At 59.9% G+C, this 14,491-nt stretch carries 11 protein-coding genes; 10 read left to right on the forward strand and 1 reads right to left on the reverse strand.

The window, feature by feature from the left end:
* Positions 1-25 precede the first annotated feature (25 nt).
* The 8 genes from dnaE (at position 26) to ispD (ending at position 11,453) form a co-directional block, all read left to right on the forward strand.
* Complete coding sequence (gene dnaE / locus AC1RME_RS18490; protein ID WP_096819619.1) at positions 26-3,547, forward strand: DNA polymerase III subunit alpha; 3,522 nt, start codon at positions 26-28, stop codon at positions 3,545-3,547.
* 139 nt (positions 3,548-3,686) lie between these two features.
* Positions 3,687-4,634, forward strand: coding sequence for an acetyl-CoA carboxylase carboxyltransferase subunit alpha (locus AC1RME_RS18495; RefSeq protein WP_085748116.1), 948 nt, complete (start codon positions 3,687-3,689; stop codon positions 4,632-4,634).
* Between the two features lie 133 nt (positions 4,635-4,767).
* A complete protein-coding gene (gene tilS / locus AC1RME_RS18500) occupies positions 4,768-6,096 on the forward strand; it encodes a tRNA lysidine(34) synthetase TilS (RefSeq protein ID WP_096819618.1) in 1,329 nt (442 codons plus the stop codon).
* 274 nt (positions 6,097-6,370) lie between these two features.
* Positions 6,371-8,002 (forward strand): CTP synthase, encoded by a 1,632-nt coding sequence (pyrG, locus tag AC1RME_RS18505; protein WP_096819617.1) that lies wholly within the window; start codon positions 6,371-6,373, stop codon positions 8,000-8,002.
* Between the two features lie 5 nt (positions 8,003-8,007).
* Entirely contained in the window at positions 8,008-8,853 is an 846-nt protein-coding gene (gene kdsA / locus AC1RME_RS18510; RefSeq protein ID WP_007954807.1) for a 3-deoxy-8-phosphooctulonate synthase, read from the forward strand.
* Between the two features lie 156 nt (positions 8,854-9,009).
* The gene (eno, locus tag AC1RME_RS18515) at positions 9,010-10,299 is read left to right on the forward strand and encodes a phosphopyruvate hydratase (RefSeq protein ID WP_007954808.1); all 1,290 of its coding nucleotides are present in this window, start codon (positions 9,010-9,012) and stop codon (positions 10,297-10,299) included.
* Between the two features lie 171 nt (positions 10,300-10,470).
* Positions 10,471-10,749: a cell division protein FtsB gene (ftsB, locus tag AC1RME_RS18520; protein WP_003222158.1), complete on the forward strand. Its 279-nt coding sequence runs from the start codon at positions 10,471-10,473 to the stop codon at positions 10,747-10,749.
* Positions 10,746-11,453, forward strand: coding sequence for a 2-C-methyl-D-erythritol 4-phosphate cytidylyltransferase (gene ispD, locus AC1RME_RS18525; RefSeq protein WP_096819616.1), 708 nt, complete (start codon positions 10,746-10,748; stop codon positions 11,451-11,453). Before ftsB ends, ispD begins: the two co-directional genes overlap by 4 nt.
* On the opposite strand, the gene AC1RME_RS18530 is transcribed toward ispD, so the two are convergent.
* Entirely contained in the window at positions 11,450-12,346 is an 897-nt protein-coding gene (locus AC1RME_RS18530; RefSeq protein ID WP_102621420.1) for a LysR substrate-binding domain-containing protein, read from the reverse strand. The two genes, ispD and AC1RME_RS18530, sit on opposite strands and share 4 nt — an antisense overlap.
* Before the next feature lie 115 nt (positions 12,347-12,461).
* Here AC1RME_RS18530 and AC1RME_RS18535 point away from each other — a divergent pair, with 115 nt between their 5' ends.
* A complete protein-coding gene (locus tag AC1RME_RS18535; protein ID WP_007954819.1) occupies positions 12,462-13,574 on the forward strand; it encodes an S-(hydroxymethyl)glutathione dehydrogenase/class III alcohol dehydrogenase in 1,113 nt (370 codons plus the stop codon).
* Positions 13,575-13,629: 55 nt separating this feature from the next.
* Positions 13,630-14,475, forward strand: coding sequence for an S-formylglutathione hydrolase (gene fghA, locus AC1RME_RS18540; protein WP_114881646.1), 846 nt, complete (start codon positions 13,630-13,632; stop codon positions 14,473-14,475).
* Positions 14,476-14,491 lie beyond the last annotated feature (16 nt).

Here is a 14,491-nt window from a genome sequence, read left to right on the forward strand (position 1 = left end):
CTCTATGTAACTGGACAGGATCACTATGCCGGCTTCATTCGTTCATCTACGCCTGCACACTGAATACTCCCTGGTCGACGGGCTGGTGCGGATCAAGCCGCTGGTCAAGGCCCTGACCGGCATGGGCATGCCGGCCGTTGCGGTTACCGACCAGAACAACATGTGTTCGCTGGTCAAATTCTATAAAAACACCATGGGCGCCGGGATCAAGCCGATCTGCGGCGCCGACCTGTGGCTGTCGAACAAGGACCCGGAGGGTCCGCTGAGCCGGATCAGCCTGCTGGTCATGAATGCCCTGGGTTATCGCAACCTGACCGAGCTGATTTCCCGTGGCTTCATCGAAGGTCAGCGCAACGGCATGATCATCATCGAGCGCGAATGGGTCGCCGAGGCCAACGAAGGCCTGATTATGCTGTCCGCCGCGAAAGAAGGCGAAATCGGCATGGCCATGATCGGCGGCAACCCCGCTGAGGCCGAGGTCCTGACGCGCGAATGGATGGCGGTGTTCCCGGATCGTTTCTACCTGGAGATTCAGCGTACCAACCGTCCGAATGACGAAGAACAATTGCACGGCGCCGTGGCCCTGGCCGACAAGCTCGGTGCGCCGCTGGTCGCGACCAACGATGTGCGTTTCATCAAGCAGGAAGACTTCGCCGCCCACGAAACCCGCGTCTGCATCGGTGAGGGCCGGGCCCTTGACGATCCGCGTCGTTCGAAGAACTACAGCGATCAGCAATACCTGAAAAGCGCCGAGGAAATGGCCGAGCTGTTCAGCGACCTGCCGGATGCGGTGGAAAACTCCGTCGAGATCGCGAAGCGCTGCAACATTGAAGTGAAGCTGGGCACGCACTTCTTGCCCAACTTCCCGATCCCCGATGGCATGACCATCGATGAGTATTTCCGCAAGGTGTCCTTCGAAGGTCTGGAAGAGCGGTTAACCGTTCTGCTGCCAAGGGACACGACTGAAGATTACGAAGCCAAGCGGCAGGTCTATGTAGACCGACTGAATTTCGAGCTGGATATCATTATCCAGATGGGGTTCCCCGGTTACTTCCTTATCGTGATGGACTTCATCCAGTGGGCCAAGAACAACGGCGTGCCGGTGGGCCCGGGCCGGGGGTCGGGTGCCGGATCGCTGGTGGCCTACGTGCAGAAGATCACCGACCTCGATCCGCTGGAATACGACCTGCTGTTCGAACGTTTCCTTAACCCGGAACGGGTATCCATGCCCGACTTCGACGTCGACTTCTGCATGGACGGTCGCGACCGCGTGATCGACTACGTGGCCGAAAAGTACGGCCGTAACGCTGTGAGCCAGATCATCACCTTCGGTTCCATGGCGGCGAAAGCTGTGGTGCGCGACGTGGCGCGGGCGCAGGGCAAGTCGTTCGGCCTGGCGGATCGCCTGTCGAAGATGATTCCGTTCGAAGTCGGCATGACCCTGGAAAAAGCCTACGAGCAGGAAGAAATCCTGCGCGATTTCATCAAGGTCGATGAAGAGGCGGCGGAAATCTGGGAGATGGCGCGTAAGCTCGAAGGCGTTGTGCGTAACGTCGGCAAGCACGCCGGTGGTGTGGTGATCGCACCGACCAAGCTGACCGACTTCTCGCCGATCTATTGCGACGAGGCCGGTGACGGCCTGGTAACCCAGTTCGACAAGGATGACGTCGAGGCGGCCGGTCTGGTGAAGTTCGACTTCCTCGGCCTGCGAACGCTGACGATCATCGACTGGGCGCTGAAAACCATCAACCGCGACCGCGCCAAGGTCAACGAACCGCCGCTGGATATCGCGTTCATCCCGCTGGATGACAAACCGACGTATCAGCTGCTGCAAAAAGCTGAAACCACCGCGGTGTTCCAGCTTGAATCCCGCGGCATGAAAGAGCTGATCAAAAAGCTCAAGCCCGACTGCCTGGAAGACTTGATCGCACTGGTGGCCCTGTTCCGTCCGGGCCCGCTGCAATCGGGCATGGTGGATGACTTCATCAACCGTAAGCACGGTCGCGCCGAACTGGCCTATCCGCACTCGGATTACCAGTACGAGGGCCTCAAGCCCGTCCTGGCACCTACTTACGGCATCATCCTGTATCAGGAACAGGTGATGCAGATTGCCCAGGTCATGGCCGGTTACACCCTCGGTGGTGCGGACATGCTGCGGCGGGCCATGGGTAAGAAAAAGCCCGAGGAAATGGCCAAGCAGCGCGGCGGCTTCATTGAAGGTTGCGCCACCAACAATATTGACGCGGACCTGGCCGGTAACATTTTCGACCTGGTAGAGAAATTCGCCGGTTACGGCTTCAACAAATCCCACTCCGCCGCCTACGGCCTGGTGTCATACCAGACCGCCTGGCTGAAGGCTCACTACCCGGCGCCGTTCATGGCCGCGGTACTGTCGGCGGATATGCACAACACCGACAAGGTCGTGACCTTGATCGAAGAAGTGCGCACGATGAAGCTGCGCCTCGACGCGCCGGACGTGAATACCTCGGAGTTCAAGTTCACGGTGAACGACGAAGGTCGCATCGTGTATGGCCTGGGCGCGATCAAAGGCGTCGGCGAAGGCCCGGTGGAAGCGATCACCGAGGCACGTCAGGCAGGCCCGTTCAAGGACCTGTTCGACTTCTGTGCCCGGGTCGACCTCAAACGCATCAACAAGCGCACGCTGGACGGCTTGATCCGTAGCGGCGCGCTGGATCGCCTCGGCCCGTACTTCCATGACGAGCAAAAGGCTTATCAGGCCAACATCGACCGCAACCGTGCCGTACTGCTGGCGGCGATGGAGGAGGCGATCAAGTCGGCCGAGCAGACTGCGCGCACCCGCGACAGTGGCCATGCCGACCTGTTCGGCGGGCTGTTCGTTGAGGAAGATGCGGACGTTTACGCACTGCATCGCAAGGCCAAGGAACTGACCCTCAAGGAACGTCTCAAGGGTGAAAAAGACACCCTTGGCCTGTACCTGACCGGCCACCCGATCGACGAATACGAAGGTGAAATTCGCCGTTTCGCCCGCCAGCGCATCATCGACCTGAAACCGGCCCGGGATACCCAGACCGTGGCGGGGATGATCATTGCCCTGCGTGTGATGAAGAACAAAAAGGGCGACAAGATGGGCTTCATCACCCTCGACGACCGCTCCGGACGGATCGAGGCGTCACTGTTCGCCGAGGCGTTCCACTCCGCTCAATCGCTGCTGCAGACCGATGCGATGGTGGTGGTCGAAGGCGAGGTCAGCAACGATGACTTCTCCGGCGGCTTGCGCCTGCGGGTCAAGCGGGTGATGAGCATGGAAGATGCGCGCACCAACCTGGCCGAGAGCCTGCGCTTGAAGTTGCAGACCCAGGACCTGAAAGGCGATCAACTACGCTGGTTGGGTGATTTGCTCAAGCGTCACCGCGGGGCGTGCCCGATCACCATGGAATACACCAGCCCTGATGCGAAGACCTTGCTGCAGTTTGGCGAGACCTGGCGGATCGACCCGGCGGATGCCTTGATTCAAGCCCTGCGTGACCAGTTCGGGCGAGACAACGTCTTCCTCCAATACCGTTGACCGGCAGGTGATATCAAACCGCCTGCCCGCAACCTGAATTTTTAATCTCGACCTTAGCGCGCCTCTCCCTTAAGGTAGGGCGCGAATAGACAACCGGCCGGCCCAAGCTCACTTGGGACACGACCCTAGACGGACGCCTATGAACCCGAATTTTCTAGATTTCGAACAGCCGATCGCCGACCTGCAAGCCAAGATCGAAGAGTTGCGCTTGGTCGGTAATGACAATTCGCTGAATATCGGCGATGAGATCTCCCGCCTGCAGGACAAGAGCAAAACGCTCACCGAAGACATTTTCGGCAAGCTGACCAGCTGGCAGATCGCACGTCTGGCGCGTCACCCGAAGCGTCCATACACCCTGGACTACATCGAGCACATCTTCACCGAGTTCGACGAACTGCACGGTGATCGTCACTTCTCCGACGACGCGGCCATTGTGGGCGGCGTGGCACGTCTGGAAGACCAGCCAGTGATGGTGATCGGTCACCAGAAGGGCCGTGAAGTGCGCGAAAAGGTACGCCGCAACTTCGGCATGCCGCGCCCGGAAGGCTACCGCAAGGCTTGCCGCCTGATGGAAATGGCCGAGCGTTTCAAGATGCCGATCCTGACCTTCATCGACACCCCGGGTGCCTACCCTGGCATCGACGCTGAAGAGCGCAACCAGAGCGAAGCGATTGCCTGGAACCTGCGCGTCATGGCTCGCCTGAAAACCCCGATCATCGCCACCGTGATTGGTGAGGGTGGTTCCGGCGGTGCACTGGCGATCGGTGTCTGCGATCAGTTGAACATGCTGCAGTACTCGACCTACGCGGTGATCTCGCCGGAAGGTTGCGCTTCGATTCTGTGGAAAACCGCAGAAAAGGCGCCGGATGCCGCTGAAGCGATGGGCATCACCGCCGAGCGTCTGAAAGGCCTGGGCATCGTCGACAAAGTGATTGGCGAGCCTCTGGGCGGCGCCCACCGTGATCCGGCGGCTGCCGCGGCCTCGATCCGTGCCGAGCTGAGCTCGCAACTGGCGATGCTGAAGAAGTTCGACAACGAAGCGCTGCTCAAGCGTCGCTACGATCGTCTGATGAGCTACGGCCTCTAAGTCGACCGCGCAATACCCGATGTGGGGGCGAGCCTGCTCGCGATGAGGGGTAACATTCAACCAGTGCGTTGGCTGTTGCACCATTATCGCAAGCAGGCTCGCTCCCACATTTGATTTGTGCCAAGGGAAAAAAATGGATCAGTCGACGATTGATTTGCCTTCCAGGCTTTTGCGCCATCTCAAGCCCTGGCTCGGTGCTTCCCATTGGCGGATCGCCTACTCGGGTGGGCTCGATTCCACCGTCCTGCTGCACCTTCTGGCCAGTCTCGCCAAAACTGAATCCCTTCCGGCGCTAGGCGCCATCCATGTCCATCACGGCCTTCAGGCTGCGGCCGACGCGTGGCCGGCGCATTGCCAGGTGGTCTGCGATGGGCTGGCGGTGTCGTTGCAAGTGGTGCGTGTGCAGGTGCAGCCGGGGGCGAGTCTGGAGCGGGCGGCGCGGGATGCGCGTTATGCGGCGTTCAGTGCGGCGATTCAGGCCAACGATGTGTTATTGACCGGACAACACCGCGATGATCAGGCTGAAACACTGCTGTTCCGTCTGTTGCGCGGCGCCGGGGTCCGAGGTCTGTCCGGCATGCCGGCGCAACGAGCGTTGGGGCAGGGCAGTCTGGTTCGGCCCTTGCTCGACGTCACGCGGGCCGAGCTGGAAGTCTATGCGCGGGACCATGGCCTGCGCTGGGTAGAGGATCCGTCGAATCAGGATCGACAGTTCTCGCGCAATTACCTGCGCCATCAGGTCATGCCGCTGCTGACCGGTCGCTGGCCGCAGGCTCACGCCAGCATGGCCCGCAGTGCGGCACATTTGCGTGAGGCGCAAGGTTTGCTCGATGAGCTGGCGCAGATTGATCTGGCTCAAGCGACCTTGTCCGATGATTTCGAGTGGTTGGGTTTGCCATCGCTGGCGTTTGCGGCCATCGCCGGGTTGTCCGATGCCCGCCAGAGAAATGCACTCAGTTATTGGCTGGAACCGCTCACCCGACTGCCGGATACCGACCATTGGTCGGGTTGGCTCGATTTGCGTGATGCCGGCATCGATGCTTCTCCGGTCTGGCGTCTGGCGGACGGGGAGTTGCATCGAAGCGCCGGTCGCCTGTGGTGGCTCAGCGGGCAATGGTTGCGCGCGCCAGTGGTCAGCGGCGACTGGCATGAGCCGTCGCTGGCGCTACGCTTGCCCGATAACGGGCGTGTCATGTTCAGCGGTCAGACTCCCGCAGGGCCGCTGCGCATCCGCTATCGGCTGGGCGGCGAGGTGATGCATCTGGCGGATCGCGGTCATCGCGATCTCAAGCGCTTGCTCAATGAACGCGCGGTGCCGGGCTTCGTGCGTGGCAGATTGCCGCTGCTGTTTCGCGGTGAAGAATTGCTCGCCGTGGCGAACCTGCCGGGGCTCGACGGCAATGCGTTGGAAGGCTGGCGTTTGCATTGGCAGCCATCTGACGAAGATCAAGGTTTGAGATGAAGGGGGCATTCCGGTAGACTACGCTCCCTTCTTGATACAACTTCTGTGGATTCGCCTGAATTGCAGGAGTTGCCGATTACCAAGCAGTCTTTGCTGGGCGATTCCAAAAAATGTGTAGCGAGCAACGTACCGGTGTTTTCACTTCCGGTCTGTCCCAACGCGGCGGTTTTTTTGAAAGGTGCACTGTGATTAATGCAGGTGATCGGGGGCTTCGGCCTTCCTTCGCTTTCCCCGGCGGCTCGGACCGCTTTAACGCAGACTTCTAGGGTTTTTCATGACGCGCTACATATTCGTCACGGGCGGTGTTGTTTCTTCTTTGGGGAAAGGCATTGCATCGGCTTCATTGGCGGCCATCCTGGAGGCGCGGGGGCTTAAGGTCACCATGCTGAAGCTGGATCCGTACATCAACGTCGACCCGGGCACCATGAGCCCGTTCCAGCACGGTGAAGTGTTCGTCACCCACGACGGCGCCGAGACCGACCTGGACCTGGGCCACTACGAGCGGTTCATCCGCACGACCATGACCCAGAACAACAACTTCACCACCGGCCGTGTTTACGAGCACGTGCTGCGCAAAGAGCGCCGTGGTGACTACCTGGGTGCAACCATCCAGGTGATTCCGCACATCACCGACGAAATCAAGCGTCGCATCATCAAGGGCGCCGGCGATGCCGACGTGGCCCTGGTGGAAATCGGCGGTACCGTTGGTGATATCGAATCGCAACCGTTCCTCGAAGCCATCCGCCAGCTGCGTGTGGAAGTCGGTTCCAAGCGCGCGATGCTGATGCACCTGACTCTGGTTCCGTACATCGCCACCGCTGGCGAGACCAAGACCAAGCCGACCCAGCACTCCGTAAAAGAGCTGCGTTCGATCGGCCTGCAGCCAGACGTGCTGATCTGCCGCTCCGACCATCCGGTGGATGTGTCGTCGCGTCGCAAGATCGCGCTGTTCACCAACGTTGAAGAGCGTGCGGTGATCTCCCTGGAAGACGTCGACACCATCTACAAGATCCCGGCCGTGCTGCACGCCCAGGGTCTGGACGATTTCGTCGTCGAGCGCTTCGGCCTGCAATGCAATGGCGCCGACCTGTCCGAGTGGGAAAAGGTCGTCGATGCCAAGCTCAATCCAGAGCACGAAGTCACCATCGCGATGGTCGGCAAGTACATGGAGCTGCTGGACGCCTACAAGTCGCTGATCGAAGCGATGAGTCACGCCGGCATCACCAACCGCACCAAGGTCAACCTGCGCTACATCGATTCCGAAGACATCGAGAACCAGGGCACCGCGCTGCTGGAAGGCGTCGACGCGATCCTCGTACCGGGCGGCTTCGGTCTGCGTGGCGTGGAAGGCAAGATCACTGCCGTTCAATACGCTCGCGAAAACAAGGTTCCATACCTGGGTATCTGCCTGGGCATGCAAGTGGCGGTCATCGAGTTCGCCCGTAATGTGATGGGCTGGAAAGATGCCAACTCCACCGAGTTCGATCGTGCCAGCGGCCATCCGGTTGTCGGTCTGATCACCGAGTGGGAAGACGCCACCGGTGCAGTCGAAACCCGTACCGAATCGTCCGATCTGGGCGGCACCATGCGTCTCGGCGCTCAGGAATGCCTGCTCGAAGCGGGTTCCAAGGTGCACGACTGCTACGGCAAGGATGTGATTGTCGAGCGTCACCGTCACCGTTACGAAGTGAACAACAACCTGCTGCCGCAAATCATCGAGGCCGGCCTGAAGATTTCCGGTCGCTCCGCTGATGCTGCGCTGGTTGAAGTGGTCGAAGCACCGGATCATCCATGGTTCGTCGCTTGCCAGTTCCACCCAGAGTTCACCTCGACGCCACGCGATGGCCATCCGCTGTTCAGCGGCTTCGTCAAAGCGGCATTGGCTCAACACCAGAAGAAGGCGTAACCCCGATGGCACAGAAGATCATCCGCGTCGGCGACATCGAGATTGCCAACGACAAACCCATGGTGCTGTTCGGCGGCATGAACGTGCTGGAAAGCCGTGACATGGCCATGCAGGTTTGCGAAGAGTACGTGAAGGTCACCGAAAAACTCGGTATCCCTTACGTGTTCAAGGCCAGTTTCGACAAGGCCAACCGTTCTTCTGTGACCTCTTATCGCGGTCCTGGCCTGGAAGAGGGCATGCGCATCTTCCAGGACATCAAACAAGCCTTCGGCGTGCCGATCATCACCGACGTCCACGAGCCTGACCAGGCCGCGGTCGTCGCTGAGGTCTGCGACATCATCCAGCTGCCGGCCTTCCTGTCGCGCCAGACCGACCTCGTGGTCGCCATGGCCAAGACCAATGCCGTCATCAACATCAAGAAAGCCCAGTTCCTCGCGCCTCAGGAAATGAAACACATCCTGAACAAGTGCGTGGAAGCGGGCAACGATCAATTGATCCTCTGCGAGCGCGGTTCGAGCTTCGGCTACAACAACCTCGTGGTCGACATGCTCGGCTTCGGCATCATGAAGCAGTTCGAGTACCCGGTATTCTTCGACGTGACCCATTCGCTGCAAATGCCTGGCGGTCGTTCCGACTCCGCCGGCGGTCGCCGCGCCCAGGTCACCGACCTGGCCAAGGCTGGCATGAGCCAGTCGCTGGCGGGCCTGTTCCTCGAAGCGCACCCGGATCCGGACAACGCCAAATGCGACGGCCCTTGCGCCTTGCGTCTGGACAAACTGGAGCCATTCCTGGCCCAGCTCAAAGCCCTGGACGAACTGGTGAAGAGTTTTCCGACGGTAGAAACCGCGTAAACCTCAATTCTCCGGTAAAGTACCGCACGATTTGTCGCTCATGCCCTCGGGTATGAGCGTTGTCGTCTGCAAGCTGCCCGCTGCACACCACTTGCCGACGGTAAAAAGATTTCCTCTAGCTGCGTCGTTTTCGTCAACTTTGGAGTGTTTACAACAATGGCAAAAATCGTCGACATCAAAGGTCGTGAAGTTCTCGACTCCCGTGGCAATCCCACCGTGGAAGCGGACGTGCTTCTCGACAACGGCATCATCGGCAGCGCTTGCGCGCCGTCCGGTGCATCCACTGGCTCGCGTGAAGCGCTCGAGCTGCGTGATGGCGACAAGAGCCGTTACCTGGGCAAGGGCGTGCTCAAGGCGGTAGCCAACATCAACGGTCCGATCCGCGATCTGCTGCTGGGTACCGACCCAAGCGACCAGAAAGCCCTGGATCACGCGATGATCAAGCTGGACGGTACCGAAAACAAAGCGACCCTGGGCGCCAACGCCATCCTCGCCGTCTCCCTGGCTGCGGCCAAGGCTGCTGCACAGGATCAGGACCTGCCGCTGTACGCACACATCGCCAACCTGAACGGAACCCCGGGTGTCTACTCGATGCCGGTTCCGATGATGAACATCATCAACGGTGGCGAACACGCCGACAACAACGTCGACATCCAGGAATTCATGGTTCAGCCGGTAGGCGCCAAGTCTTTCTCGGAAGGTCTGCGCATGGGCACCGAGATTTTCCATCACCTGAAAGCTGTTCTGAAGGCCCGTGGCCTGAGCACTGCTGTCGGTGACGAAGGCGGTTTCGCGCCGAACCTGGCGTCCAACGAAGACGCACTGAAAGTGATCTCCGAAGCTGTTGCCAACGCCGGTTACAAGCTGGGCACTGACGTGACCCTGGCTCTGGACTGCGCGGCCAGCGAGTTCTTTGAAGACGGCAAGTACAACCTGTCCGGCGAAGGCCAGGTGTTCACCGCTGAAGGTTTCGCCGACTACCTGAAAGGTCTGACCGAGCGTTACCCGATCATCTCGATCGAAGACGGTCTGGACGAGTCCGACTGGGCTGGCTGGAAGATCCTCACTGACAAGATCGGCGAGAAGACCCAACTGGTCGGCGACGACCTGTTCGTGACCAACACCAAGATCCTGAAAGAAGGCATCGATAAAAAGATCGCCAACTCGATCCTGATCAAGTTCAACCAGATCGGCACCCTGACCGAAACCCTGGAAGCCATCCAGATGGCCAAGGCTGCCGGTTACACCGCCGTGATCTCGCACCGTTCGGGCGAAACCGAAGATTCGACCATCGCCGACCTGGCGGTGGGTACTTCGGCTGGCCAGATCAAGACCGGTTCGCTGTGCCGTTCCGACCGCGTTTCCAAGTACAACCAACTGCTGCGTATCGAAGAGCAGTTGAATGGCAAAGCCAAGTACAACGGTCGCTCCGAGTTTCGCGGTTAAGTTGTAGATGGTAAAAAGACACCGGATTGTGTCGGAAAAGTCGTGACAGCGATGGATTTGCCACTAATCTGATGCCTTATATGCACAAGCCTGGATATTCCAGGCTTCGTGCTATCAGATGCTTCAAAGTTTTGGCGTGGCTGTCTTTTTTCACTGGATACCTGATATTCGATGCGCAGTCCTTACTGGTTGTTTCTCGTCTTGCTCTTGCTGCTGGCCGGTCTGCAGTACCGCCTGTGGGTGGGCAATGGCAGTCTGGCGCAAGTTGCCGAACTGAATCAGCAGATTGCTGATCAGCACGCCGAGAACGAAGCCTTGCTGGAGCGCAACCGGGTGATGGACGCTGAAGTCAGCGAGTTGAAGAAAGGCATGGAGACCGTTGAAGAGCGGGCTCGTCACGAACTGGGCATGGTCAAGGACGGCGAAACCCTTTACCAGTTGGCCCAATGATCGATTCCCTGCCGGCCTTCTGGGCCGTGATTCCTGCCGCGGGCGTCGGTGCCCGTATGGCCGCGGACCGTCCCAAGCAATACCTGCAACTGGGCGGGCGCACAATTCTCGAACACAGCCTCGGCTGTTTCCTCGATCACCCGAGCCTCAAGGGCCTGGTGGTCAGTCTTGCTGTCGATGATCCTTATTGGCCGAACCTGGCTTGCGTCAGCGATCCGCGGATTCAGCGGGTCGAGGGTGGCGCCGAGCGTTCAGGTTCGGTGCTCAACGCTTTGCTGCACCTGCACGCCCAAGGTGCCGACGATGAGGATTGGGTGCTGGTGCACGATGCGGCACGGCCCAATCTGAGCCGTGACGATCTCGATAAACTGCTGGCTGAGCTGGCGAACGATCCGGTCGGTGGCTTGCTGGCCGTGCCGGCGCGCGACACCCTGAAACGGGTCGACAAGCACGGTCGAGTGGTCGAAACCGTGGATCGCAGCGTGATCTGGCAGGCCTACACGCCGCAGATGTTCCGCCTCGGAGCATTGCACCGCGCACTGGCGGACAGTCTGGTGGCCGATGCGCTGATCACCGATGAAGCCTCGGCGATGGAGTGGGCCGGGTTGGCGCCGCGCCTGATCGAGGGTCGCGCGGACAACCTGAAAGTCACCCGCCCGGAAGACCTCGAATGGTTGCGCCAACGCTGGGCCAACCGTCGTTAAATCCGATACTCCGGCCGTTCGGCCAAGCCTTCCTTGAGAAAATCCACCAGTTTGCGCACCTTCGGCGACAAGTGCCGTTGTTGCGGATACAACGCCCACACCGCCGTGTTCGGCGGTTGATGCGCCTCCAGCAGCGAAATCAACGCGCCGCTGTGCAGATGCTCCAACACGTAATAGTCCGGCAACTGACACAGACCGACGCCTTGTAGCGCCGCATCCAGCACCGCTTGCCCACTGTTGCAGCGCCAGTTTCCCTGTACCCGCTGGGAAAATTCCCGCCCGTTCTGTTCCAGTTGCCAGATGTCCGAGCTGCCGATCAGGCAGTTGTGCCGGCTCAGTTCCGACAAACTGTGTGGCCGACCGTACCGTTCGAGGTAGGACGGCGACGCGCAGAGGTACATGCGCCGCGGTGCCAGCCGGGTCGCCACCAACCGAGAATCCTGAAGACGCCCGAGGCGGATCGCCAGGTCCAGGCCTTCGTGCACCAGATCGAGTTGCCGGTTGGTCAGTTCGATATCGATGCGCAGTTGCGGATAGTGCCCCATGAACCGCGTCACCAGCGGCACGATGAAGCGCTCGCCATAGGCCACGGCGCAGGTCATGCGCAGCATGCCTTTGGGTTCGCTGGTCAGGTCGCCGACCGCACGCAGTGCTTCTTCGCGACCATCCTGCAGACGCTGGCAATGTTGCAGGAAGGTCTGGCCGGCTTCGGTCAAGGTGACACGCCGGGTGCTGCGATACAGCAGTCGTGTCTGCAGTCGCTCTTCGAGTCGTACGATTTGTCGACTGACATGCGAGGAAGAAACACCCAGGCGTTCGGCGGCGGCGGTGAACTGGCTGCACTCGGCAACGGCGACGAACTCGTCGATACCTTCCCAGCGGTTTTCGGACATGGGGATTATCCCTGTATGGCAATAATGTTTTGCTTTTGTTCTGATTATTCATCAGTCAGCGCTGGACTACACTCCCTGTCTGGTTTTTATTCAATGGATTCACTGGAGAGTCAGCATGATCAAGTCGCGCGCCGCCGTTGCCTTCGAGGCCAAGAAGCCGCTGGAAATCGTAGAAGTCGATGTCGCCATGCCCAAGGCCGGTGAAGTGTTGCTGCGCGTGGTGGCTTCCGGTGTTTGCCACACTGACGCCTACACCCTGTCCGGTGCTGACCCGGAAGGTATCTTCCCGTCGATCCTCGGCCACGAAGGTGGTGCCATTGTTGAAGCGATCGGCGAAGGCGTGACCTCCGTTGCCGTCGGCGACCACGTGATCCCTCTGTACACCCCGGAATGCGGCCAGTGCAAATTCTGCAAATCGGGCAAGACCAACCTGTGTCAGGCGATTCGCGCCACTCAGGGCAAGGGCCTGATGCCGGACGGCACTTCGCGCTTTTCCTACAAGGGCCAAACGATTTTCCACTACATGGGTACCTCGACCTTCTCCGAGTACACCGTGTTGCCGGAAATCTCCGTAGCCAAGATCTCCAAGGATGCACCGCTGGAAAAGGTCTGCCTGCTCGGTTGCGGCGTGACCACCGGTATTGGTGCAGTGATCAACACCGCCAAGGTCAAACCGGGTGACACCGTGGCCATCTTCGGTCTCGGCGGCATCGGTCTGTCGGCCGTGATTGGTGCAGTGAAGGCCAAGGCCTCGCGCATCATTGCCATCGACATCAACCCGGCCAAGTTCGAAATCGCCAAACAACTGGGTGCCACCGACTGCGTGAACCCGAAAGATTTCGATCGCCCGATCCAGGAAGTGATCGTCGACATGACCGACGGTGGCGTCGACTTCTCCTTCGAATGCATCGGCAACGTGCAACTGATGCGCGCAGCCCTCGAGTGCTGCCATAAAGGCTGGGGCGAGTCGGTGATCATCGGTGTTGCCGGTGCCGGCCAGGAAATCGCCACCCGTCCGTTCCAGCTGGTGACCGGTCGCGTCTGGCGCGGCTCGGCGTTCGGCGGCGTGCGTGGCCGTACCGAGCTGCCAAGCTACGTCGACATGGCGCAAAGCGGCGAGATCCCGCTGGATACTTTCATCACCCACACCATGGGCCTGGAAGACATCAACAAGGCCTTCGACCTGATGCACGAAGGCAAGAGCATCCGCACCGTCATTCATTTCTGATCAATCGCGATGCCACGGCTGCCAACTTGCAGCCGTGGCGGCGTAGGAGTCCTACATGAGTCTGGAAAACATCTCCTGTCAGAAAAGTTTTGGCGGTTGGCACAAGCGCTATCGCCATCGTTCCGATGTGTTGGGCTGCGACATGGTGTTCGCCGTGTACCTGCCGCCGCAGGCAGAGCAGGGCGGCAAGCTGCCGGTGCTGTACTGGTTATCGGGCCTGACGTGCACGGACGAGAACTTCATGCAGAAGGCCGGCGCCATGCGCATGGCGGCCGAACTGGGATTGATCATCGTGGCGCCGGACACCAGTCCCCGTGGCGCCGATGTACCGGGTGATCCGGATGGTGCGTGGGATTTCGGCCTCGGTGCCGGGTTCTATCTGAATGCCACGCAGGAACCGTGGTCGCGGCACTATCGGATGCATGACTATGTCGTACAGGAATTGCCTTCACTGGTTGAAGCGCATTTCCCGGCTTCGGACAAGCGCAGCATCAGTGGCCATTCCATGGGCGGTCACGGTGCATTGGTCTGTGCATTGCGCAACCCTGGGCGTTACCAATCGGTGTCGGCGTTTTCGCCGATCAACAATCCGATGGATTGCCCGTGGGGCCAGAAGGCGTTCTCCCGTTATCTGGGCGAAGACCGTTCGAAGTGGCGCGAGTGGGATGCCTGTGCGCTGATCGCCGAGGCGGACGAGAAACTGCCATTGCTGGTCGATCAGGGTGATCGCGACGACTTCCTCGCCACCCAGCTCAAACCCGAAGCGCTGCAACAAGCGGCAAAACAGGCGGGCCATCCGCTGACGCTACGCCTGCAACCGGGCTACGACCACAGCTATTTCTTCATCGCGAGCTTCATTGACGACCACTTGCAGCATCACGCACGCGCCCTCAAGGGCTAATGCAGGTAGAATCACG

This window comes from Pseudomonas sp. GW822-FHT03F08 (genome assembly GCF_058801265.1).

Excerpts from the sequence above, each read along its gene's own strand:
- dnaE (WP_096819619.1), top strand. The coding sequence starts at position 26 with ATGCCGGCTTCATTCGTTCATCTACGCCTGCACACTGAATACTCCCTG.
- AC1RME_RS18495 (WP_085748116.1), top strand. The coding sequence starts at position 3,687 with ATGAACCCGAATTTTCTAGATTTCGAACAGCCGATCGCCGACCTGCAA.
- tilS (WP_096819618.1), top strand. The coding sequence starts at position 4,768 with ATGGATCAGTCGACGATTGATTTGCCTTCCAGGCTTTTGCGCCATCTC.
- pyrG (WP_096819617.1), top strand. The coding sequence starts at position 6,371 with ATGACGCGCTACATATTCGTCACGGGCGGTGTTGTTTCTTCTTTGGGG.
- kdsA (WP_007954807.1), top strand. The coding sequence starts at position 8,008 with ATGGCACAGAAGATCATCCGCGTCGGCGACATCGAGATTGCCAACGAC.
- eno (WP_007954808.1), top strand. The coding sequence starts at position 9,010 with ATGGCAAAAATCGTCGACATCAAAGGTCGTGAAGTTCTCGACTCCCGT.
- ftsB (WP_003222158.1), top strand. The coding sequence starts at position 10,471 with ATGCGCAGTCCTTACTGGTTGTTTCTCGTCTTGCTCTTGCTGCTGGCC.
- ispD (WP_096819616.1), top strand. The coding sequence starts at position 10,746 with ATGATCGATTCCCTGCCGGCCTTCTGGGCCGTGATTCCTGCCGCGGGC.
- AC1RME_RS18530 (WP_102621420.1), bottom strand. The coding sequence starts at position 12,346 with ATGTCCGAAAACCGCTGGGAAGGTATCGACGAGTTCGTCGCCGTTGCC.
- AC1RME_RS18535 (WP_007954819.1), top strand. The coding sequence starts at position 12,462 with ATGATCAAGTCGCGCGCCGCCGTTGCCTTCGAGGCCAAGAAGCCGCTG.
- fghA (WP_114881646.1), top strand. The coding sequence starts at position 13,630 with ATGAGTCTGGAAAACATCTCCTGTCAGAAAAGTTTTGGCGGTTGGCAC.